Annotated in this window: 21 protein-coding genes; 19 read left to right on the top strand and 2 right to left on the bottom strand. The window is 59.8% G+C overall.

From position 1 onward, the window contains the following. Positions 1–289: 289 nt before the first annotated feature. Together AC1RAC_RS27615 and AC1RAC_RS27620 are read right to left on the bottom strand one after the other, a co-directional pair. The gene (locus tag AC1RAC_RS27615) at positions 290–1,510 is read right to left on the bottom strand and encodes a CaiB/BaiF CoA transferase family protein (protein WP_054897220.1); all 1,221 of its coding nucleotides are present in this window, start codon (positions 1,508–1,510) and stop codon (positions 290–292) included. Between the two features lie 13 nt (positions 1,511–1,523). Then, positions 1,524–2,705 (bottom strand): acyl-CoA dehydrogenase, encoded by a 1,182-nt coding sequence (locus tag AC1RAC_RS27620; RefSeq protein WP_003187423.1) that lies wholly within the window; start codon positions 2,703–2,705, stop codon positions 1,524–1,526. A gap of 157 nt (positions 2,706–2,862) precedes the next feature. Between AC1RAC_RS27620 and AC1RAC_RS27625 the strand changes: the two genes are divergently transcribed. The 19 genes from AC1RAC_RS27625 (at position 2,863) to AC1RAC_RS27715 (ending at position 23,295) form a co-directional block, all read left to right on the top strand. Beyond that, entirely contained in the window at positions 2,863–3,762 is a 900-nt protein-coding gene (locus tag AC1RAC_RS27625) for a LysR family transcriptional regulator (protein ID WP_034129262.1), read from the top strand. A 452-nt stretch (positions 3,763–4,214) separates the two neighbouring features. Continuing rightward, positions 4,215–5,336 (top strand): Re/Si-specific NAD(P)(+) transhydrogenase subunit alpha, encoded by a 1,122-nt coding sequence (locus AC1RAC_RS27630; RefSeq protein WP_034129252.1) that lies wholly within the window; start codon positions 4,215–4,217, stop codon positions 5,334–5,336. Between the two features lie 15 nt (positions 5,337–5,351). After that, a complete protein-coding gene (locus tag AC1RAC_RS27635; protein WP_003187417.1) occupies positions 5,352–5,672 on the top strand; it encodes an NAD(P) transhydrogenase subunit alpha part 2 in 321 nt (106 codons plus the stop codon). Then, entirely contained in the window at positions 5,672–7,108 is a 1,437-nt protein-coding gene (locus tag AC1RAC_RS27640; RefSeq protein ID WP_034129251.1) for an NAD(P)(+) transhydrogenase (Re/Si-specific) subunit beta, read from the top strand. The genes AC1RAC_RS27635 and AC1RAC_RS27640 overlap by 1 nt, the downstream gene beginning before the upstream one ends. A 230-nt stretch (positions 7,109–7,338) precedes the next feature. Then, the gene (gene scpC, locus AC1RAC_RS27645; RefSeq protein WP_089041593.1) at positions 7,339–8,832 is read left to right on the top strand and encodes a succinyl-CoA:acetate CoA-transferase ScpC; all 1,494 of its coding nucleotides are present in this window, start codon (positions 7,339–7,341) and stop codon (positions 8,830–8,832) included. A gap of 318 nt (positions 8,833–9,150) precedes the next feature. Continuing rightward, positions 9,151–9,366: a DUF1127 domain-containing protein gene (locus AC1RAC_RS27650; protein WP_003187413.1), complete on the top strand. Its 216-nt coding sequence runs from the start codon at positions 9,151–9,153 to the stop codon at positions 9,364–9,366. Between the two features lie 330 nt (positions 9,367–9,696). Continuing rightward, the gene (locus AC1RAC_RS27655) at positions 9,697–10,017 is read left to right on the top strand and encodes a DUF2388 domain-containing protein (RefSeq protein ID WP_034136006.1); all 321 of its coding nucleotides are present in this window, start codon (positions 9,697–9,699) and stop codon (positions 10,015–10,017) included. A gap of 106 nt (positions 10,018–10,123) precedes the next feature. After that, on the top strand, positions 10,124–10,432 hold the full coding sequence (locus AC1RAC_RS27660) for a DUF2388 domain-containing protein (RefSeq protein WP_197880769.1): 309 nt from the start codon (positions 10,124–10,126) through the stop codon (positions 10,430–10,432). Positions 10,433–10,471: 39 nt separating this feature from the next. After that, entirely contained in the window at positions 10,472–10,792 is a 321-nt protein-coding gene (locus tag AC1RAC_RS27665; RefSeq protein WP_492617153.1) for a DUF2388 domain-containing protein, read from the top strand. Then, positions 10,789–12,750 (top strand): DUF7844 domain-containing protein, encoded by a 1,962-nt coding sequence (locus AC1RAC_RS27670; RefSeq protein WP_205547437.1) that lies wholly within the window; start codon positions 10,789–10,791, stop codon positions 12,748–12,750. Before AC1RAC_RS27665 ends, AC1RAC_RS27670 begins: the two co-directional genes overlap by 4 nt. Positions 12,751–13,129: 379 nt before the next feature. After that, complete coding sequence (locus tag AC1RAC_RS27675; RefSeq protein WP_492617154.1) at positions 13,130–14,437, top strand: CitMHS family transporter; 1,308 nt, start codon at positions 13,130–13,132, stop codon at positions 14,435–14,437. Positions 14,438–14,504: 67 nt separating this feature from the next. Continuing rightward, positions 14,505–15,272: a TerC family protein gene (locus AC1RAC_RS27680; RefSeq protein WP_003187403.1), complete on the top strand. Its 768-nt coding sequence runs from the start codon at positions 14,505–14,507 to the stop codon at positions 15,270–15,272. A gap of 272 nt (positions 15,273–15,544) precedes the next feature. After that, entirely contained in the window at positions 15,545–17,203 is a 1,659-nt protein-coding gene (locus tag AC1RAC_RS27685) for a Na/Pi cotransporter family protein (protein ID WP_492617155.1), read from the top strand. 58 nt (positions 17,204–17,261) lie between these two features. Next, positions 17,262–18,644, top strand: a complete 1,383-nt coding sequence (locus tag AC1RAC_RS27690; RefSeq protein ID WP_072445707.1) for a M16 family metallopeptidase — start codon at positions 17,262–17,264, stop codon at positions 18,642–18,644. Between the two features lie 68 nt (positions 18,645–18,712). Further along, a complete protein-coding gene (locus tag AC1RAC_RS27695) occupies positions 18,713–19,744 on the top strand; it encodes a DUF5924 family protein (protein WP_003187399.1) in 1,032 nt (343 codons plus the stop codon). Between the two features lie 54 nt (positions 19,745–19,798). Continuing rightward, positions 19,799–20,947 carry an ABC transporter permease gene (locus AC1RAC_RS27700; protein ID WP_034129245.1) on the top strand — a complete coding sequence of 383 codons (1,149 nt, stop codon included), beginning with the start codon at positions 19,799–19,801 and terminating at the stop codon, positions 20,945–20,947. Then, positions 20,944–21,747, top strand: a complete 804-nt coding sequence (locus tag AC1RAC_RS27705) for an ABC transporter ATP-binding protein (protein ID WP_014716351.1) — start codon at positions 20,944–20,946, stop codon at positions 21,745–21,747. Before AC1RAC_RS27700 ends, AC1RAC_RS27705 begins: the two co-directional genes overlap by 4 nt. 1 nt (position 21,748) lies before the next feature. Then, a complete protein-coding gene (locus AC1RAC_RS27710; protein WP_003187394.1) occupies positions 21,749–22,687 on the top strand; it encodes an MlaD family protein in 939 nt (312 codons plus the stop codon). Further along, positions 22,684–23,295, top strand: a complete 612-nt coding sequence (locus AC1RAC_RS27715) for an ABC-type transport auxiliary lipoprotein family protein (RefSeq protein ID WP_198862119.1) — start codon at positions 22,684–22,686, stop codon at positions 23,293–23,295. The genes AC1RAC_RS27710 and AC1RAC_RS27715 overlap by 4 nt, the downstream gene beginning before the upstream one ends. Positions 23,296–23,383 lie beyond the last annotated feature (88 nt).

A 23,383-nucleotide genomic window follows, 5' to 3' on the forward strand; every position in this document is an offset into this window, starting at 1 on the left:
GCGATCTCTCGTAAGCGGGAGGCGAATTCTACAGCGTTACACGCTGCTGTCAACACCTCTTTTTCAACTTCCTTTTGACTTCGATGAACTGAAGCAACCCGCTGTCGAAAACCACATAACTCATTGTTTGCCAAGGAGTTTTCCGTTTCGACTGCGCCGGAAGTGGGGCGAATTATAGACAGATATAATTCGCCGTCAACTCTTAATTCCGCTTTTCTATCAATAAGTTAGCTTCGGTTAAAAAACAACCAGCCCTCCACTGGGCTTCTATCTATATAGAAGGAAAAGCTTAAATAACACCTGCTTCCTTCAATGCAGCCACATGAGCAGCTCCCAGCCCCAGAACGCCTTGCAGCACCTGAAGCGTGTGCTCGCCCAGTAGAGGAGGCGCACTCCGGTACTCTACAGGCGTCTTGGATAAGCGTATCGGGCTCGCAACCTGAGGCACCATCCCCGCCAATGCATGAGGCAACTCTACCGCCAAGCCACGCGCCTTGACCTGAGGATCGGAAAACACCTGCGCCAGATCATTAATCGGCCCACACGGCACGCCCACTCGCTCCAGCTGCGACACCCACTCAGCGGTAGTCTTGAAGACCGTCGCTTGGCGAATCAAGGGAATCAGCTCCGCGCGATTAGCCACCCGTGCGCGATTGGTGGCGAAACGCACGTCATCCGCCCATTGTGGTTGCCCCGCGACTTCAGCGAATTTACGGAACTGCCCGTCATTGCCTACGGTGAGAATGAAATCTCCATCGGCCGTAGGAAAATCCTGATAAGGCACGATATTAGGGTGAGCATTCCCTAGGCGCTTCGGCGGCGCCCCGGTTGTCAGGTAATTCATCGCCTGATTCGCCAGGCAAGCCACCTGCACATCCAGCAACGCCATGTCGATATGCTGCCCACCACCATCGTGATCGCGATGAGCTAGCGCAGCCAAAATCGCCACGGTCGAATAGAGACCAGTCAAGATATCGGTCAAGGCTACGCCAACCTTTACCGGCCCGGCGCCCTCATCCCCTTCAGGCCGTCCCGTCAGGCTCATGAGCCCACCCAAACCTTGGATCATGAAGTCGTAACCGGCGCGCATCGCATAGGGGCCCGTCTGGCCAAACCCCGTGATGGAGCAGTAAATCAGCTCCGGGTTAACCTCTTTGAGGGACTCGTAGTCCAGCCCATACGCCGCAAGGCCGCCCACCTTGAAGTTTTCGATCAGGATGTCCGACTTGGCAGCCAGGTCGCGTACCAGTTTCTGGCCTTCTGGTCGGGTAAAGTCGATGGTCACCGACTCTTTATTACGGTTGGCCGACAGGTAGTACGCCGCCTCACTGGTGTTCTCGCCATCCGCATCCTTAAGGAAGGGAGGACCCCAAGCGCGCGTGTCGTCGCCGCTGCCCGGCCTTTCGACTTTGATCACCTCGGCCCCAAGGTCTGCAAGAATCTGCCCGGACCAAGGGCCCGCGAGTACTCGCGACAAATCCAGCACTCGCAGATGCGAAAGCGCGCCCATACCCATGCTCCTATTAATAGAACGCTTGAAGACCGGTTTGCGCGCGCCCCAGGATCAAGGCATGCACGTCATGGGTCCCTTCATAGGTGTTGACCACTTCCAGGTTGACCAGGTGGCGTGCTACCCCGAACTCGTCAGAGATGCCGTTACCGCCCAGCATGTCCCGGGCCATGCGCGCGATGTCCAATGACTTGCCACACGAGTTACGCTTCATGATCGAAGTGATCTCCACCGCCGCCGTACCCTCATCCTTCATCCGCCCCAGGCGCAGGCAACCTTGCAGGGCCAAGGTAATCTCGGTCTGCATGTCTGCCAGCTTCTTCTGGATCAGCTGAGTGGCAGCCAATGGGCGACCAAACTGCTGGCGATCGAGTGTGTACTGGCGCGCGGTATGCCAGCAGAACTCAGCAGCCCCCAGCGCACCCCAGGAGATCCCGTACCGTGCCGAGTTAAGGCAGGTAAACGGCCCTTTCAAACCACGTACATCCGGGAAGATATTTTCTTCCGGCACAAATACGTTATCCATGACGATTTCACCGGTAATGGAAGCCCGCAACCCCACCTTGCCGTGGATAGCCGGAGCGCTCAGACCTTTCCAGCCTTTTTCCAGGACAAAGCCACGGATATCTCCCGCATCGTCTTTACCCCACACCACAAACACATCCGCAATCGGACTGTTGGTGATCCACATCTTCGCGCCGGTCAGGCTGTAGCCGCCATCCACTTTGCGTGCACGGGTAATCATCGCGCCCGGATCGGAACCATGGTTGGGCTCGGTCAGCCCAAAGCAACCGATCCATTCACCAGAGGCCAGTTTGGGCAAATACTTCTGTTTTTGCGCCTCGGTACCAAACTCATTGATCGGCACCATGACCAGGGAAGACTGCACACTCATCATCGAGCGATAGCCGGAGTCGACACGCTCGACCTCACGAGCAATCAAACCGTAGCTGACGTAGTTCAACCCGCTGCCGCCGTATTGCTCGGGGATCATTGCCCCCAGCAAACCGGTTTCGCCCATCTCACGGAAAATAGCGGGGTCTGTCTTTTCATGGCGGAAGGCTTCGAGCACACGAGGAGCCAGCTTGTCCTGCGCAAATTGCTCGGCGCTGTCACGCACCATGCGCTCTTCTTCGGTGAGCTGTTGATCCAGCAGCAGTGGATCGATCCAGTTGAAGCTTGCCTTGCCAGCCATGAATAAGTCCTCGCGGAAAAAATCAGAAGTCGTGGATCCAGACTAGGCGCGGTGGGCGCAGAGGGCAAACGAGGATTTTGCATAGGCTTGTGCTAATTTCTCACTTCGTAACACTCAAAAAGCCCATAAATGCGCTTTATCTGTGAGGGCAATGTACATGCGCCGGAAAATCCCCAGTACCACCGCACTCATCAGCTTTGAGGCAGCAGCCCGCCACGAGAGCTTCACCAAGGCAGCAATGGAGCTTTCCATCACCCAAGGCGCGATTTGCCGACAGATCGCCAGCCTGGAGGAGTTTTTGAGTGTCGAACTGTTTCGCCGCTCACGCCGCGGCGTGAAGCTGACGGAGGCTGGACTGTCTTATAGCCGTAGGGTTGCAACACAGCTGGACGCCGTGGAGCGCGACACTTTGTCGGTAATGGGCCAGCAAGGCGCCAATGTGATCGAACTGGCGGTGGTGCCCACCTTCGGCACGCAGTGGCTGATCCCACGCCTGAAGGACTTTCAACATCAGCACCCGGAAGTCACGGTGAACCTGACGAACCGCACACGCCCCTTCCTGTTCGCCGATACCGAGTTCGATGCGGCGATCTACTTCGGAGATGCCGATTGGTCGGGTACGCAATCCCACAGGCTGATGGGCGAAAACCCAGTACCGGTCTGCAGCCCGCGCTTACTCGGCGACCGCACGCACTTCACCCCTCAACAGATCGCCGAGCTGCCACTGCTGCAGCAGACCACACGCCCCTACGCCTGGCGTCAATGGTTCAACGCCCAACAACTGAGCATCCCTCGCGACATGACAGGCCCTCGATACGAGCTATTCTCGATGCTGTCTCAAGCGGCCATACATGACATGGGCATCGCACTGATCCCTCCTTTCCTCATCCAGCAGGAGCTGAAGGAGCAACAATTGGTAATCGCCAGCACTGAAGCACTGACCAGCGAAAAGGCTTATTACCTGATGATTCCTGACAGAAAGGTCGAATCTGCCTCTCTGCATGCATTCAGGGACTGGCTGGTCGATCAGTCAAGACGCTACAACCCAAGTAAATGAAGGACAAAGCGCAATTACTGACTTTGTAGTCAAATAAATTAAGAGCCTACAGATGTACGTATATGTCGCATTTAAACAGACTGTACTTGTCAGCCAAAAATAATGCTAAAAGCCATGTATTTCATGGCTCGTAGCGACTCTTACCGGTCAATGCACGACTATTCACACTGGCAATGGAAAAACGCACCGAAAACGCCTGAACGCCTTTAAAGACCTGTATTTAAAGAGGTTATTTCAGCCTGTTGCGACAATCAGTCACAGGGTGACTTGTAGTTAATTTTTCGTCACCCGTCATAATCCCTTGATGGCCGTAAAGTTCGCCTGCAAAATGCCGCGCCCCGCTGTCATTTCAGCGGGATCGTGCTGATCGGCCGCCCCAGTTGCGCCACTCGCGGTGCACTGGCCTTTTTACAAAAAGATCAAAAGCAAAAAGATCATGCAGGAGATTTGACGTGCACATTGGTGTTCCTCTCGAAACCCAGACCGGTGAAACGCGGGTGGCTGCCACCCCGGAAACCATCAAGAAGCTGATCGGCCAGGGCCATAAGGTCACTGTACAAAGCGGCGCAGGCATCAATGCCAGCATCGTCGACAGTGCCTATGAAACGGCAGGCGCTACCATTGGCAGCGCCAACGACGCATTTGGCGCCGAGCTGATTCTCAAAGTGGTTGCCCCCAGCGACAGCGAACTTGCGCTGATCAAAAGTGGCACCGTATTGGTGGGCATGCTCAATCCGTTCAGCAACGAAACCATCGCCAAGCTCGCCGAGCGCGGCATCACCGCCTTCGCCCTGGAAGCCGCGCCGCGCACGTCACGCGCTCAAAGCCTTGATGTGCTGTCTTCGCAAGCCAACATCGCCGGTTACAAGGCCGTGTTGCTGGCCGCTCATCACTACCCGCGCTTCATGCCGATGCTGATGACTGCTGCCGGCACTGTAAAAGCCGCACGCGTACTGATCCTTGGCGCCGGTGTGGCGGGCCTGCAAGCCATCGCCACGGCCAAGCGCCTGGGCGCGGTGATCGAAGCGTCCGACGTACGCCCGGCGGTTAAGGAGCAGATCGAATCCCTGGGCGCCAAGTTTGTCGACGTTCCCTACGAAACCGATGAAGAGCGTGAATGCGCCGTCGGTGTCGGGGGCTACGCACGCCCGATGCCCACCAGTTGGATGCAACGCCAGGCCCTGGCCGTGCACGAACGCGCCAAACAGGCCGATATCGTCATCACCACCGCCCTCATCCCGGGCCGCAAGGCGCCGACCCTGCTCAGCGCCGATACCGTGGCGCAGATGAAACCCGGCTCGGTGGTCATCGACCTCGCCGCTGCCCAGGGTGGCAACTGCCCGCTGACCGTGGCCGACCAGGTCGTGGTGGAAAACGGCGTGATCATCTGCGGCCCGACCAACCTGGCGGGCGCTGTCGCCGCCGATGCGTCGGCCTTGTATGCGCGCAACCTGCTGGACTTCCTGAAGCTGGTTTTCACCAAGGAAGGGCAGTTTGAAATCAACCTCGAAGACGACATCGTCGCCGCGTGCCTGATGTGCCGCGACGGCCAAGTCATCCGCAAAAACGCCTAAGCAGGGATTCAGACGATGGAAGAGCTTATCTCCCCCGGTATCTACAACCTGATCATCTTTGTGCTGGCGATTTATGTCGGTTATCACGTGGTCTGGAACGTAACACCCGCATTGCACACGCCGCTGATGGCCGTGACCAACGCCATTTCCGCGATTGTCATCGTCGGCGCCATGCTGGCTGCCGCGCTGACCGTCACCCCGTTGGGCAAGACCATGGGCACACTGGCCGTGGCCCTGGCGGCGGTAAATGTCTTCGGTGGCTTCCTGGTCACCCGCAGGATGCTTGAGATGTTCAAGAAGAAAGCCCCGAAAGTAAAAGAAGAGGCGCCCAAGTAATGAGCATGAATCTCGTGACGACGCTCTACCTGATCGCGTCGATCTGTTTCATCCAGGCCCTCAAAGGCCTCTCGCACCCGACCACTTCGCGGCGCGGCAACCTGTTCGGCATGCTCGGCATGGCGCTGGCGGTACTCACTACCGTCGGCCTCATCTATAAGCTGGGGGCTGAACTGGCGACTGCCGGTATCGGCTACGTCATCGTTGGCCTATTGGTTGGCGGTACCGCCGGCTCGATCATGGCCAAGCGTGTTGAAATGACCAAGATGCCCGAGCTGGTCGCCTTCATGCACAGCATGATCGGCCTGGCAGCGGTGTTCATCGCCATTGCCGCCGTGGTCGAGCCGCAGTCCCTGGGCATCGTCAAGCACTTGGGCGATTCGATACCGGCCGGTAACCGCCTGGAACTGTTCCTCGGTGCCGCTATCGGTGCAATCACCTTCTCCGGCTCGGTGATCGCATTCGGCAAGCTGTCGGGCAAGTACAAGTTCCGCCTGTTCCAGGGCGCACCGGTACAGTTCGGCGGCCAACACAAACTGAACCTGGTACTCGGCCTGGCAACCCTGGGCCTGGGCCTGGCGTTCATGTTCACCGGCAATCTCAGCGCATTTGCACTGATGCTGGCCTTGGCCTTCGTGCTGGGTGTGCTGATCATCATCCCGATTGGCGGCGCCGACATGCCCGTGGTGGTGTCGATGCTCAACAGCTATTCCGGCTGGGCAGCGGCGGGCATCGGTTTCTCGCTGAACAACTCGATGCTGATCATCGCCGGTTCCCTGGTGGGCTCCAGCGGCGCGATCCTGTCGTACATCATGTGCAAGGCGATGAACCGCTCCTTCTTTAATGTGCTGTTGGGCGGTTTCGGCAATGCGCCGGATGCTGGCGCTGCGACGGGCTCCAAAGAAGCACGCCCGGTGAAGTCCGGCTCCGCTGATGACGCCACCTTCCTGCTGACCAACGCGGACACCGTGATTATCGTCCCAGGCTACGGCCTTGCGGTCGCGCGGGCACAACACGCGCTCAAGGAGCTGACTGAGAAGCTGACCCACCACGGCGTCACCGTAAAGTACGCGATCCACCCGGTGGCGGGCCGTATGCCGGGGCACATGAACGTATTGCTGGCCGAGGCCGAAGTGCCTTACGACCAGGTGTTCGAGATGGAAGACATCAACTCCGAGTTCGGCCAGGCCGACGTGGTGCTGGTATTGGGCGCCAACGACGTGGTCAACCCGGCCGCCAAGAACGACCCGAACTCACCCATCGCCGGCATGCCGATCCTCGAGGCGTTCAAGGCCAAGACCATCATCGTCAACAAGCGCTCGATGGCCAGCGGCTATGCGGGCCTGGATAACGAGTTGTTCTACCTGGACAAGACCATGATGGTGTTCGGTGATGCCAAGAAGGTCATCGAAGACATGGTCAAAGCCGTCGAATAACACTGCGCCAGCGCAATACCCGAAACCCTGGCCTCACGTAGGCTGGGGTTTTTTTATGGTTCCCCCCGTTCTGCGTGGGAACGGGGTGTTCCGCGTCCCGCTTTGCACACACATGAAACCCGACCAAAGGCTCTAAATCGCGACCTGGCATTCGACCATGGTAGCGGGCCGAAACTTTTTGAAATCACTACACTGCCCACCTTGCTTTCCGTAGCCAGAGATAACAATTCATGTACCGTGATCGTATCCGCTTGCCTTCGTTGTTGAACAAGGTCATGAGCGCGGCAGACGCCGCTGCACTGATCGAGGACGGCATGACCGTCGGCATGAGCGGCTTCACCCGTGCCGGTGAAGCCAAGGCCGTCCCCCACGCCCTGGCCGAACGCGCCAAGACTTCGCCGCTCAAAATTACCCTGATGACCGGCGCCAGCCTGGGCAATGACCTGGACAAGCAGTTGACCGAAGCCGGCGTACTGTCACGACGCATGCCCTTTCAAGTCGACAGCACCCTGCGCAAGGCGATCAATGCCGGCGAGGTGATGTTTATCGACCAGCACCTGTCGGAAACCGTCGAGCAACTGCGCAACAATCAGCTCAAATTGCCCGACATCGCCGTGATCGAAGCCGTCGCGATCACTGAGCAGGGGCATATCGTGCCCACCACTTCCGTAGGCAACTCGGCCAGCTTCGCGATTTTTGCCAAACAGGTGATCGTCGAGATCAACCTGGCGCACAACCCGAACCTGGAAGGGCTGCACGACATCTACATCCCGACTTACCGGCCGACGCGCACGCCGATCCCGCTGGTGAAAGTCGACGACCGTATTGGCAGCACCGCGATTCCGATCCCGCCCGAGAAGATCGTCGCCATCGTCATCACCAACCAGGCGGACTCCGCCTCTACGGTAACGCCGCCTGACAGCGACACCCAAGGCATCGCCAATCACCTGATCAACTTCCTCAAGCAAGAAGTCGATGCCGGGCGCATGACCAACAAACTCGGCCCGCTGCAAGCCGGCATCGGCAATATTGCCAACGCAGTGATGTGCGGATTGATCGAGTCGCCGTTCGAAGACCTGACCATGTACTCGGAAGTGTTGCAGGATTCGACCTTTGACCTGATCGACGCCGGCAAGCTGAGCTTTGCCTCCGGCAGTTCGATTACCTTGTCGGAGCGGCGTAATGCCGATGTGTTCGGCAACCTGGAGCACTACAAAGACAAATTGGTGCTGCGCCCGCAGGAAATTTCCAACCACCCTGAAGTGGTACGCCGCCTGGGCATCATCGGCATCAATACCGCGCTGGAGTTCGATATCTACGGCAACGTCAACTCCACCCATGTCTGCGGCACGCGGATGATGAACGGCATCGGTGGCTCCGGGGATTTCGCCCGCAATGCGCACCTGGCGATCTTCGTTACCAAGTCCATTGCCAAGGGCGGCGCGATTTCCAGCGTGGTACCGATGGTCAGCCATGTGGACCACACCGAACATGACGTGGACATTCTCGTCACCGAAGTAGGCCTTGCCGATCTGCGGGGCCTGGCGCCACGGGAGCGCGCCCGGGTCATCATCGATAACTGCGTGCATCCCGCCTATCGCGATGCGCTCAACACTTACTTCGATGCGGCCTGCGCCATCGGCGGGCATACGCCGCACATCCTGCGCGAAGCACTGAGTTGGCACATCAACCTGGAAGAAACCGGGCACATGCTCACGGCTTGATGAGTACAGATCCGGGCTGATGCAAAGACAGTTTCATCAGCTCGGTGAACCCACACACGCTTATGGAAAAAACTGTACCGCTGTACTGGTCATTTCCCACCGAAATATCCCACACCCATGCTCAAAAATAGCAATTTCGCACCCTTTAAGTGCGCACAGGTACAGTTGCCCCAATTTCGTACCGTACAGCCTCGTTAAACAGTTAACTGGCCTCTCACAATACAGGTGAACTGTATCTAGAGAGTCTTGCCTCGGAAGAGGATCATTGGCATCAGTTAAACCACTACCTAATCCCGCCACAAGCGGAAGGATGTCATCATGGAACGTACACTCAGTTCCGAACTGTTCTTCGAAGAAAAAGCTGTAAACACCCAGGCTTCCCTGCCTTTGCGCGTTCTCGCCAACCTGATGTTGTGGCAGCGCCGCATCTCCAGCCGCCACCAACTGGCTCGCCTGGATTCGCGTCTGCTGGCTGACGCCGGTATCAGCGAAGCTCAACGCTACGAAGAGCTGAGCAAGCCGTTCTGGCGCTAAGTGGCGCCCGCTGGCCCTGACCTGACGGGTCCACTGCCAGCACCCTGATTTGTCAAAGCAAAGCCCGCCCCGGGTAACCGGAGGCGGGCTTTGTTGTATCTGCGATAGCGCATTGGATTGGCTCGATTCAAGCCCACAGATACAGTTTTAAATTTATAAAATATGACAGGTACAGTTTAATTACAGGCTTCCGAATAGCCCTGCACACGCCTAATATCGGTTCACCACGTGGCGAACCCTGTAGAGCGTGCGTCTGATGCTCGACAGTCCCAGTCCGTTTCATTGTGGCCGTTTCGCGCCACCTTATTATTCGTCTACAGGAGTTACCCCATGTCCCGTCTTCGCCTGCTGTGCACTGCCGCTGTGCTGACTCTGGCTGCCAATGCCAACGCGAGCAGCCTGATCATGACGACCGACTCGATCGTCGGCGCTCTGAAGGCAACCTCCGATGCCACGTCTGATGCCACCTCATCCCTGCGCGACAACAAGGTCGTACAAGCGGCCCGTGACGACGCCGCCAGCTTTGTCGCCAGCGAAGGCGCCATCCGTGGCGTGAAACTAGAAAGCGCCCTGGCCCAGATCCGTCAACAAGCGCCGCAATTGAATACCGCTACCGATGCACAGCTGGCACAGGCCATCCTGGCTATCTGACCCACGGCAACCAGACGGGAGCGTCCGCCGCTCCCGTCTGGCTCGACGCTGGCTCTCGCCCGGCGGTTGCGCTAGCCTTGGCGCTCGCTTTCAGTTGTCGAGTCCCATGGCTTTTTCATACCGTTTATTGATTGTTCCTGTACTGTTTTGCGCCTGCTGGTCACCCCTAGCTTCAGCGTTGGATGTGTCCACACAGAGCACTGTTGTCAGCGTGTATGCCACCAGCAAAGTGACCTCTGCGCCGTTCGACAATAAGTTGGTCCTGGCCGCTCGGGACGATGCTGCCGCTTTCATTGCCACTGACGGCCAATGGCGGGGCGCACGCCTGGAGTCCGCGCTGGACTATCTGCGCCGCACCCAGCCAAAACTTCATGCAAGCGACCTTGAACTGGCGCAAGCAATTCTCGTCCAATAATCATCATTGTATTTCTATCTTTGTCATTGGAGTCACCCCATGCGTAGCCCGCTGATCGTCGCCGCCCTCGGCCTGCTGTTTTTGGCCGATGTCGCCCAGGCGCAAACCTTGAAGGCCACCAGCAACATCGTCGTGCGCGCCTCGGCGCGCACCATTGATTTCACCTCGGACACCACCACCTCCATCCGCGACTCCAAGATCGTGCGCGAAGCCCACGATGACGCCGCCAGTTTCCTCGCCACCAATGGCGAGATCCGTGGCGCCCAGCTGGAAGCCGCGTTCGATACCCTTCGCACCCGCGTGCCAGAAGCCCGTGATGCCAGCGACCAGACCCTCGCCGAAGCTATCCTCGCTCTGTGAGGCGTCTCAAAACCTGGCTCCTGGCCGGGGCCGTGCTGCTGTGTGCAAGTACAGCCCAGGCCGGCCTGCAACTGCGGCTCAAGACCGAAGGCTTGAGCCCGGCCGAACAGCAGGCCAGCCAGGCATTGCTCGATGAAGCACTGCGTTCCTTGCCACCGCGCTTTGTCGAGCAGCTGGATCGACGTATCGATGTCGGCTGGACCGACAAGATGCCTGAAAATGCCTACGGCCAGGCATCCCTGGTGTCCGAGCTGGACCTCAACCAGAACCTGCTCGCCAGCCTGACTGACGGCAGCGCCGCCACCCAGAAAACCAATCGCCCCCACGGTACCGTGCGCCGGGAGATGCTCGCCACCGTGCTGCATGAACTGACCCACATCTATGACCGTGCGCGCCTGTGGTCCAAGGACGAGCGCACGCTGATCCAGCGCTGCAGCCGCCAGAACAACATCACCGGCTTGATCGGCTTGCCCGACCAGTGCCGTGGCCAGAACGACCGCCGCTTTACCCTCAGTGACGACCCGCGCCTGCTGGACCTCGCCGGCTGGCCACAATATGTCGGTCGCCGCGGCGAGCGTGAGCAGCACAACCATCAGGTGGTACGCAGCCCGGACATCTACGAAACCACCAGCCCGCTGGAATTCGTAGCGGTCAACATGGAGTACTTCCTCCTGGACCCCAGCTACGCCTGTCGCCGCCCCGCGCTGTTCCGTTATTACAAGGATCACTTCGGCTGGGCACCGCCCGGACAGGACACCTGCGCCAGCACCTATGCCTTCCTGAACGCGGGCAACGATTTCGCCAAGACGCCCTTGGGCCAGATCGATCCGGAACGCGTGTATGAAATCGACTATCTGCTTGCCGAAGCCAACCAGAACCTGGTGAGCCGTTGGGGCCATAGCATGTTGCGCCTGGTGATTTGCGCTCCAGGCCGCCCGCGTGGCCCGGATTGCCGGCTGGATCTGGACCGGCATCTGGTGCTGTCTTACCGTGCCTTCGTCGGTGACGTCCAGCTGTCCAGCTGGGATGGCCTGGTGGGCAAATACCCGTCGCGGCTGTTCGTACTGCCGCTGGCCCAGGTCATCGATGAGTACACCAAGACCGAACTGCGTGGCCTGGCGTCGGTGCCGCTGAAGCTCAGCCGCCAGGAAATCAACGACACCGTCGAACATGCGGCTGAGATGCACTGGAGCTATGACGGCAACTACTTCTTTATCTCCAACAACTGTGCGGTCGAAAGCCTGAAACTGTTGCGCAGCGGCAGCGCCAACCCGCAATTGACCGGCCTGGACAACATCACCCCCAACGGCTTGCTGGAAGTGCTCAGCGCCCGCGGCCTGGCCGATACCAGCGTATTGAATGACAAGCGCGAGGCACTGCGGCTGGGGTATCACTTCGACTCGTTCCGCGAGCGCTACCAGGCCATGTTCGATGTGCTGCGCAAGCAACTGCCGATCAAGCAGACCCAGGTCGAAGACTGGTTGTCCCTGGATGCGCAAGCGCGTCGCCAATGGTTCAGCCAGGCCGACCTGCGTACCAGCGCCGCGCTGTTGCTGCTGGAGCAGGCCAGCTATCGCAAACAACTGATGCTCGCCCAGGATGAGGTCAAACAACGCTATCTCAATGCCCGCGAGCTGAAATACGGCGGCATGGAGAAAGCCAACAACACGCTGCAGCAAATTCTCGCCAACAGCGGCTTCCTGAGTCGCCCGGCCGAGTTGCTGGACAGTGGGGGTTATGGCCTGCCGCAACCTTCGGAAGCCAAGCGCCTGGAATCGGAGAGCGCCGAACGCCAGAAGCAGTTGCAGTCGTTGACCGGCGAGCTGGATAAAGAGGTGAGGGCGCTGCTCGATCCATCCCGCGCCGCCGAGATCGCCGCGTGTGAAGCCAACCTCAAGCAGGTGGGTGAGCATTTGCGGGCCTTGCACAAAGCCGCCGGCGGCCTGGAACTACCCTGATAGTCTGGCAGCGACCACTATCCAAATGTGGGAGCTGGCTTGCCTGCGATGGCGGTGTCACAGCCATAAGAGATGTTGGCTGATACACCGCCATCGCAGGCAAGCCAGCCCCCACATTTTGTTCTGCACCAAACTGAAGAATGATGCCTGCCCTTCATCAGCTGTTTTCTCAGCGAAAGCTGGCTGAAAGCTTCCCCGTCTAGGATCGCCCTCACTGCCGGCAACAGACCGGCTGTTAACAACAACAATGGTGATTCCCGATGTCCGCTCGTACCCGCCTGTTCGCTCCAACTCCACCCGTACGCCTCGTGCCTTTCGTTCTGCGCTGACCGCCACTCGGTCCGCCATTCCCTAGCCGCGCTACGCCTGGAGTATTCCTATGCTGACTTTCCTTGGCTTTGCCATGGTCATCACGTTCATGTTCCTGATCATGACCAAGCGCCTGTCCGCGCTGATCGCCTTGATCATCGTGCCGATCCTGTTCGCGCTGTTCGGCGGTTTCGCACCGAAGATCGGCCCGATGATGCTCGAAGGCATCACCAAGCTTGCGCCGACCGGCGTGATGCTGATGTTCGCCATTCTCTATTTTGCCTTGATGATCGACTCCGGCCTGTTCGACCCGGCCGTGCGCAAGATCCTCAAGATGGTCAAGGGCGACCCGCTCAAGGTGTCGGTCGGCACCGCGGTACTGGCCCTGGTGGTATCCCTGGACGGTGACGGTGCCACCACCTACATGATCTGCGTCGCGGCCATGCTGCCGCTGTACCAGCGCATCGGCATGAGCCCAAGGATCATGGCCGGCCTGATCATTCTCGCCGGTGGCGTCATGAACATGACCCCCTGGGGCGGCCCGACGGCACGCGCCGCCAGTGCGCTGCATGTAGACCCGTCGGACATCTTCGTACCTATGATCCCGGCCATGGCCGCCGGTGTGGTGGCGATCCTGGTGATTGCCTACATGTACGGCAAGCGCGAACGTGCGCGCCTGGGTGAATTGCACCTGCAGGGCGACGAGATCGACCACAGCGAAATCAGCGTGTCGCAATTCCCCGACGCTCGCCGTCCGAAACTGATCTGGTTCAACGGCGCCCTGACCCTGGCGTTGATGTGCACCCTGATTGCCGGCCTGTTGCCGCTGCCGGTGCTGTTCATGGTGGCGTTCAGTATCGCCATGATCGTCAACTACCCATGCCTGCAGCAGCAGAAAGACCGCGTCGCGGCTCACGCCGGTAGCGTATTGGCGGTGGTGGGCTTGATCTTCGCCGCCGGTATCTTCACAGGCATCCTGTCGGGCACCGGCATGGTCGACGCCATGTCCAAGAGCCTGTTGGCGGTCATCCCAGAAGCGATGGGCCCTTACCTGGCGGTGATCACCGCGCTGGTTAGCATGCCGTTCACCTTCTTCATGTCCAACGATGCGTTCTACTACGGCGTACTGCCGGTACTGGCCGAAGCTGCCAGCCATTACGGCATCACCGCGGTGGAAATGGCGCGGGCGTCGATCGTCGGGCAACCCGTGCATTTGCTCAGCCCACTGGTACCCTCGACGTACTTGCTGGTTGCCCTGGCGGGTATCGAATTCGGCGATCACCAGCGCTTCACGCTCAAGTGGGCAGTGCTGGTGTGCCTGTGCATAATGTTCGCCGCACTGCTGATAGGGATTTTTCCGCTGTTCAGCACTCTATAATCGTACCGACTCACTCACCGCGCGGCGCTACAGCTTGCGCGGTTAACACTTGCTCAAAGGAATACACATGGAATGGCTGACCAATCCGGAAATCTGGATTGCCTTCTTCACCCTGACGGCCCTTGAGATCGTCCTGGGCATCGATAACATCATCATGATTTCGATCCTGGTCAGCCGCATGCCCAAGCATATGCAGGCACGCACTCGGATCTTCGGCTTGGCGTTGGCCATGGTCACGCGCATCCTGTTGCTGCTGTCGATCACCTGGGTCATGCAACTGACCGCCGACCTGTTCGTGGTGTTTGGCCAGGGCATCTCCGGTCGTGACCTGATCCTGTTCTTCGGTGGCCTGTTCCTGCTGTGGAAAAGCTCCCAGGAGATGTACCACGCGCTGGAAGGGGAAGATGAAACCCAAGACGAGCCCAAAGGCGCCGGTGGCAAGTTCATCTACACCATTATCCAGATCGCCATCATCGACATCGTGTTCTCCCTGGACTCGGTGATTACCGCCGTCGGCATGGTTTCCCACGTGCCGGTGATGGTTGCCGCCATCGTCGTTGCGGTATTGGTGATGATGCTGGCTGCCGGCACTATCAGCGAGTTCATCGACAAGCACCCGTCGCTGAAAATGCTGGCGCTGTCGTTCCTGCTGGTCGTGGGTACCGTGCTGATCGCTGAATCTTTCGACGTACACGTGCCAAAAGGCTACGTCTACTTCGCCATGGCGTTCTCGCTGGCGGTGGAAGCGGTGAACATCAAGATGCGTACCGCCATCGCGAAAAAGAAGAAACAGCAGGACCCAGTGAAACTGCGCAAGGACATTCCGGGTCAGTAAATTTGACCCGCGAGTGATCGTTCCCACGCTCCGCGTGGGAATGCCCTCTCGGACGCTCCGCGTCCGCAAAGTGACGCAGAGCGTCACAGGATGCGTTCCCACGCCGAGCGTGGGGAACGATCTTCATGACAGTTTTGTTTCAATCCCGAGTTTAGCTATGCGATGCTGGCGCAGAGCCCATTCGCCAACTACAGCTTAGGTACAAGACGTAGAGCGGCACGCGGTAACTTTCCTTCGCTCCTGCTGGAGCGCACCCACACGGGGGGCCGAGCATGCTGACCTTGCTCAATCTGCTTTCCGCCGTGACCCTGCTTATCTGGGGCACGCATATCGTCCGAACCGGCATCCTGCGGGTCTACGGTTCCAATTTGCGCCAAGTCATCGGGCAGAACATGTCCAAGCGCTGGCTGGCATTTGTCGCCGGTATCCTGGTGACGGCCATGGTGCAAAGCAGTAACGCCACCGCGATGCTGGTGACTTCGTTCGTCGGCCAGGGGCTGATGAGCCTCACGCCGGCCTTGGCCACCATGCTTGGCGCCGACGTCGGTACGGCCTTGATGGCGCGGGTGCTGACGTTCGATTTGTCCTGGCTGTCGCCGCTGCTGATCTTCCTCGGGGTGATTTTCTTCCTGTCGCGCAAGCAGACGCGGGCAGGGCAGTTGGGCCGGGTCGGGATCGGCCTGGGCCTGATCATCCTCGCGCTGCAATTGATCGTCGAAGCCGCCGGGCCCATTACCCATGCCCAGGGCGTCAAAGTCATCTTCGCTTCGCTGACCGGCGATATCTTGCTGGACGCCCTGGTCGGCGCGCTGTTCGCCATGATTTCCTACTCCAGCCTTGCTGCGGTGTTGCTCACGGCCACCCTGGCCGGTGCCGGCGTGATCGGCTTGCACGTGGCCATCGGCTTGGTGATCGGCGCCAACATCGGCAGCGGTGTACTGGCTTTTCTCAGCACCAGCATGCAAAACACTGCCGGTCGTCAAGTGGCCCTGGGCAGCCTGTTGTACAAATTGATCGGTCTGTTGCTGATCATTCCGGTGCTCGACCCGCTCGTCGGCTGGATGGACGGCCTGGACTACAGCGTCCAGGGCATGGTCATCACCTTCCACCTGCTCTACAACGTCAGCCGCTGCCTGATCCTGTTACCCACCATCGGGCCCATGGCACGCCTGTGCGAATGGCTGCTGCCGGAACGCCCCGAAACCAATGGCAAGGCCAAGCCACGCCATCTGGACCTGGCCTCATTGAATACCCCAAGCCTGGCCCTGGCGAACGCCGCCCGCGAAACCCTGCGCATGGGTGACTTGATCGACAATATGCTCACTTCGATGCAGGAAGTGCTGCGCGGCAATCAAACCGCCGTTACCCAAGAAATGCGCAGCCTGAGCGATGACGTCGAAGCGCTCTACAGCGCGATCAAACTCTACCTGGCGCAAATGCCCCGTGAAGACCTGAGTGAACAGGACAACCGCCGCTGGGCCGAAATCATCGAGCTGTCGATCAACTTGAAATTGGCCAGTGACCTGATCGAACGCATGCTGCGCAAGGTCCAGCAACAGAAGACCTCGCAGCGCCGGCAATTTTCCGAAGTGGGCCTGGAAGAACTCAGCGGGCTGCACAGCCAGTTGATCGCCAACCTGCGCCTGGGCCTGTCGGTGTTTCTCAGCGGCGACCCGGAAAGCGCCCGCCAATTACTGCGCGAAAAGCGCCGCTTCCGCGCTCAGGAACGCCGCCTGGCCCACGCCCATGTCAGCCGCCTGCAGCGCAAGATCGTGCAGAGCCTGGAAACCAGTTCCCTGCACTTGGAACTGATTGCCGACATGAAACGCTTGAACTCGTTGTTTTGCAGCAGTGCTTATGTAGTGTTGGAAACGTCCGACACTGGCGCGCTCTCGGCTGAAAGTATTGCCGACATTACCCATTCGCCCTGAACGTACGCCCGCGAGCGAAGTCAGTTAACAGTGGACCTCATTCGCCAGGAAGCTTGTTATGCGTCGCCTGTTACTCGCCTGCCTGCTCTTGGGCTCGGTACACGCCTTTGCCTTTGACCGCCTGCAAGTCGAGGGCTACACCTTGCCCAACGGCCTGCAACTGCTGCTCAAACCGGGCACCGAGCGTGGGCATGTCGCTATTCGCCTGGTGGTTGGTGTGGGCCTGGACGACTTCGGTTGCGAAGAAAAAGAGCTGCCGCACTTGTTCGAGCACTTGCTGTTCAGCGGTATCGACGGCGGCGGCGAAGGCGACCTCGAAGACCGCATGCAAGCCCTGGGCGGCGAGTGGAACGCCTACACCAGCAACGCCGACACCACCTTCGTGATCGAGGCGCCCGCGCAGAACCAACGCAAGGTGCTGGACCTGCTGCTGGCAATCCTCACGCGCACGCAACTGACCGACGCCCATATCAATGCCGCCAAGCAAGTGGTGGAGCGCGAAGACGGTGGCCATTATTCACACTTGCAACGCCTGCTGGATCGCCAGGACCTCGGTCACAGCGCCAGCAACCAACTGGCCGTGGAGTTGGGCCTCAAGTGCGCCGAACGCGCCGAGGTCAGCCACCTCACCCGCGACCAGTTGGAGAAGCTGCGCAAAGAATGGTACGCGCCGAACAACATGACCCTGATCGTCGTCGGCGATCTCGACAAACTGCTGCCCGCCTACCTGGAACGCACCTATGGTCAACTCGACCCAGTGGAGCCGAGCGAACATCGCCCCCTCCCGGAAATCCAGCATACCGCCGCCAGCCACCGCGACCTGATCCGCGGCTGGGTGGGCGATGGCGCCAAGCTGCACTGGCTGTTCCCAGAGCCTGTGCTGGACGACCAGCACGATGAAACCTACAACCTGCTCAAGGACTACCTCGACTGGGCGCTGTACCGGCAACTGCGCCTCAAGCACGGTTTGTCCTACGGCCCATGGGTGGAACGCGAAGTGCTCGGCGGCGTTGGGTTCCTCAGCCTGAATGCCGACCTTGAGCGAGAAAACCTTCCTGAAGCCGAGCAGGTCTTGCAAGACCTCAAGGCCCAGTTGCTCAAGGATGGCCTCGACCCAACGGTATTCACACGCCTGCAACAAGCCGCCATTGCCCGCCAAGCGTGGGCAGTGCAAGGCAACAGCGCACTGGCCGACTATTACTGGAGTGCGGCCGGCGACTACTCCAATGGACGTTTCAGCGACCCGGTCAAACGCATCAAGGCCGTGAGCCTGGCACAAACCAACCAGGCCATGCGCGAAGCGTTCCAGCAGCCGGGCTACTGGCGCATCGAAAAACCGCTGTTGAGTTATGACGCCTTGACCTGGATCGGTGCGGGCGTACTGGGCCTGATCATCCTTGGTTTGATCGGCCTGAGGCTTTATCGCAAACCTGTTGAGTAATGAGGCACAGAATATCGGGCCAAGGCGTTATTCTGTCTGAGATTTTTCCCACAACCAGTGAACCGCCCATGCCGAACTTGCCGCCCCTCATCCAGCGCGTTATAGAACTGATCAAGCGCTACCCAGGGGTGATTGCACTCGGCGGTTTCATCTCGGGGGTGGGCAGCTTCATCCTGGTAGACCGCCAGCAGGGCATGGCCAGCTGGATCGCGGTGATCATGCTGGTGAGCTGGTTGTGGCTGATGCTGGAGAACAGCTTTACGCAACTGTTCACCAAAGTCTTCAATCGCGAGATCCCTGAACCGCTGCTGCGCTACGCCACCCAGATGATCCACCAGGAAAGTCTGTTTTTCGTCCTGCCGTTCTTTTTCGTCACCACCGCCTGGAACAGCGGCCAATCGTTGTTCACTGGCCTGCTCGGCGCAGCGGCGCTGGTGTCGATCATCGACCCGCTGTATTACAAATGGCTGGCGCCCAAACGCTCGCTGTTCCTGGCCCTGCACACCCTGACCCTATTCGCCGCGTTGCTGACCGCGCTGCCGATCATCATGCACCTGACCACCGCCCAGAGTTACAAACTGGCGTTGGGCGTGGCCATGGTCCTGTCGATCCCGAGCCTGGCCGTCAGCCTGCCGCTGCGTAGCCTCAAGGGCTGGGCGATGCTGCTGGGGGTAACGGCCGCCATCGGCTGCGCCGGCTGGTTCCTGCGCAGCTGGGTACCGCCTGCCACCCTGTGGATGACCGAAGTCGCCATCAGCACCCAACTGCAAGACCGCACGCCGGGCGACGACCTCAAGCAAGTCACCGCCGCCCAATTACGCAGCGGTGGGCTGTATGCGTACACCGCCATCAACGCACCACGCGGGCTGGATGAGCGGATCTACCATGTGTGGAAATTCAACGGCCAGGAAGTCGACCGCATTGCCCTGGACATCCATGGTGGGCGCAAGGAGGGCTATCGCGCCTGGACCCACAAGCAGAATTTCCCGGGTGACGCCGTGGGGCGCTGGCAAGTGCAGGTGCTCACCGAAGACGGCCAGGTCATCGGCGTTCTGCGCTTCAAGGTGATAGACACAGCACAAGCGGACAACCCAAAGTAAGCCGGATCGTGCTATTACGTAGCAATTGTGGATAGCCAAACAAGCTCGGAGCTTATGACCACTCGCACGACGGCCGGCGCGGCCCATCTTGATACGTCCAGCACCCCGCCTTCGCTACGGATTACCGGCGACTGGACGCTGGCCCACTACGCCCACCTGAAGAAGCTGTCGGCCACACTCGACGGCCAATACGACGCCGGCGCCCGCATTGACCTCAACGGCCTCGGTGCGCTGGATACCGCCGGCGCCTCGCTGCTGGTGGAGCTGCTGGGTCCTGCACGCATCGAACATTCTGCCGAACAGACTGATTGCACCCTAGCAGCCGCCGACCGTGCACTGCTCAAGACCGTCTACCGCTCCCTGAATGACTTTTGCGTACCGATCAAAGAGCCGGAAGAGGCCGCCGGCATTCAAGTGTTGGCTCGCATCGGCCGCGCAGTAGACACGGTCTGGCAAGACGCAATGAAGCTGTTGGGCTTTATCGGCCTGATCCTCGAAACCTTCGCCCGCGGTATTTGGCGGCCCAAGCGCTGGCGCCTGACGCCCATGGTCGCCCACATCGAACAGACGGGTCTGGATGCGGCGCCTATCGTCGCACTGCTGACCTTTCTGGTCGGCGCCGTCGTGGCCTTCCTTGGCGCCACCGTGCTCAAGAGCTTCGGCGCGACGATCTTTACCGTGGACCTGGTGGCGTTCTCCTTCCTGCGTGAATTCGGCGTGTTGCTCACCGCAATCCTCATCGCCGGCCGTACCGCCAGTGCATTCACCGCGCAAATCGGCTCCATGAAAGCCAACGAAGAAATCGACGCCATCCGTACCCTGGGCCTGGACCCCATGGAGCTGTTGGTATTGCCGCGCGTGCTGGCGCTACTGGTGGCGTTGCCGATGCTGACCTTCCTGGCGATGCTCTCGGGGATCGTCGGCGGTGGTGTGGTGTGTGCGGTGGCCCTGGATATTTCGCCGGCGATGTTTCTTTCGCTGCTGCAATCGGACATTGGCGTGCAGCACTTTCTGGTGGGCATGGTGAAGGCGCCGATCTTTGCCTTTTTGATCGCGGCCATTGGCTGCCTGGAAGGTTTCAAAGTCAGCGGCAGTGCCGAGTCAGTCGGCGCGCACACCACATCGAGCGTGGTGCAATCGATCTTTGTAGTGATCGTGCTGGATGCGGTCGCGGCGATGTTTTTCATGGAGATGGGCTGGTGAGTCGTCTACACCGTGCGCCCACTGAGGCGGTGATTGAAGTGCGTGGCTTGTGCAATCGCTTTGGCAGCCAAAGCGTGCATGAGAACCTCGACCTGGATTTGTACAAAGGCGAGATCCTGGCGGTGGTGGGGGGCTCTGGCAGCGGTAAATCCGTGTTGTTGCGCAGCATCGTTGGCCTGCGGCGCCCCAGCGAAGGCGAGGTACGGGTGTTCGGCAAAAACCTGCCGAGCCTGCCTGAACATGAACGCTCACTGGTAGAACGCCGCTTTGGCGTACTGTTCCAGAAGGGCGCGCTGTTTTCCTCGCTGACGGTGACCGAGAACGTGGCTCTGCCATTGATCGAGCACGCCGGCCTCAGCCGCGCCGATGCCGAGCACTTGGCGGCGGTCAAGCTGGCCCTGGCGGGGTTGCCGCTGTCGGCGGCCGACAAATACCCGGCCTCGTTATCCGGCGGCATGATCAAACGTGCCGCCCTGGCCCGCGCACTGGCCTTGGACCCGGACATCCTGTTTCTGGACGAACCCACCGCCGGTCTCGACCCCATTGGCGCGGCGCAATTCGACCAACTGATCCTCACCCTGCGCGATGCGTTGGGCTTGAGTGTGTTCCTGGTCACCCACGACCTCGACACGCTGTACACCATCACCGACCGTGTGGCGGTGCTGGCGCAGAAGAAAGTGCTGGTGGCCGACGCCATCGATGTCGTTTCGGAAACGGACGACGCCTGGATTCACGAATATTTCCACGGCCCCCGGGGCCGCGCGGCATTGGATGCCGCTCAATCGCTCAACGAGGTATGACATGGAAACCCGAGCCCATCATGTGATGATCGGACTGTTCAGCGTAATTGTGGTGGTCGGCGCGATGCTGTTTGGCCTTTGGCTGGCCAAGTCCAGCGTCGATACCGCCTTCCAGGATTACGAAGTGATCTTCAACGAAGCGGTCAGCGGCCTGTCCCAAGGCAGTGCGGTTCAGTACAGCGGCATCAAGGTGGGCGATGTCATCAGCCTGCGGCTGGACCCCAAAGACCCACGCCGAGTCCTGGCGCGCATCCGCCTGGCCGGGCAAACGCCAATCAAGGAAGACACCCAGGCCAAACTGGCCCTGACCGGTATCACCGGCACCTCGATCATCCAGCTCAGTGGGGGCACCCCGCAGAGCCCGGAGCTCAAGGGCAAGGACGGCAACCTGCCGGAAATCATCGCGTCGCCATCGCCTATCGCACGCCTGCTCAATAACAGCAACGACCTGATGACCAGCGTCAACCTGCTGCTGCACAACGCCAACCACCTGTTCTCGCGGGAAAACGTCGAACGCCTGAGCAACACCTTGGACAACCTGCAACAAACCACCGGCGCCATTGCCGAGCAACGCGGCGACATCAAGGTGGTGATGCAGCAATTGATGCAGGTGAGCAAACAGGCGGGCGCGGCGCTGGAGCAAACCACCGTGCTGATGCGCAGCGCCAATGGTTTGCTCAGTGAACAAGGCAAGCAAGCCTTCGGGAGCGCCGAGCAGGCGATGAAATCCCTGGAGCAAAGCACCGCCACCATCAATACCTTGCTGACCAATAACCAAGACTCGGTGAACAGCGGCATGCAGGGCCTGAACGAGCTGGCGCCAGCCGTGCGCGAGCTGCGTGAAACCCTCGGCTCGCTGCGCGCCATCTCTCGCCGCCTGGAAGCCAACCCCAGCGGTTACCTGCTGGGCAGTGACAAGAACAAGGAGTTCACGCCATGAAGCGTGCTTACCACATGATCGTCCCCATGGCCCTGGCACTGGTCAGCGCGTGCTCGATCCTGCCCAAGCCGGACCCATCGGACGTGTACCGCCTGGCGTCCGCCCAACCGGCCAGCCAAGGCACGCCGGTGAGTTGGTCGCTGCGCGTGACCAAGCCGCAGACCAGCGAGTTTCTCGATAGCCCGCGCATCGCCGTAGTGCCAGATGGCAACTTGATCAGCAACTACGCGAATTCACGCTGGAGCGACCCGGCGCCTGTGCTGCTGCGTAATCGCCTGCTGGATGGCTTCCAGCGCGACGGGCGCGTGACGTTGTTGAGTACCGACGAGACCAACCTGCAAGCCGACTATGAACTGGGCGGGCAGTTGCAGGCGTTTCAGAGTGAGTATCGAGGCAAAGCGGTGGAAGTGGTGATTCGCCTCGACGCGCGATTGGTGCGTGGGCGTGATCAAAGGATTATCGCCAGCCGCCGGTTTGAAGTGAGGCAGCCGGTGAGTGACGCCAAGGTGCCAGCGGTGGTGGCTGCTTTTGGCCAGGCTGGGGATCAGTTGAATAAGCAGGTGGTGGATTGGGTAGTACAACAGGGTAATGCTGCGCCGAATAGATGATTCCGCCGCCCTGGGGGGGGGGGGGGGGGGGGGGGGGGGGGGGGGGGGGGGGGGGGGGGGGGGGGGGGGGGGGGGGGGGGGGGGGGGG

Source organism: Pseudomonas sp. GW823-FHT02F05 (assembly GCF_058797315.1).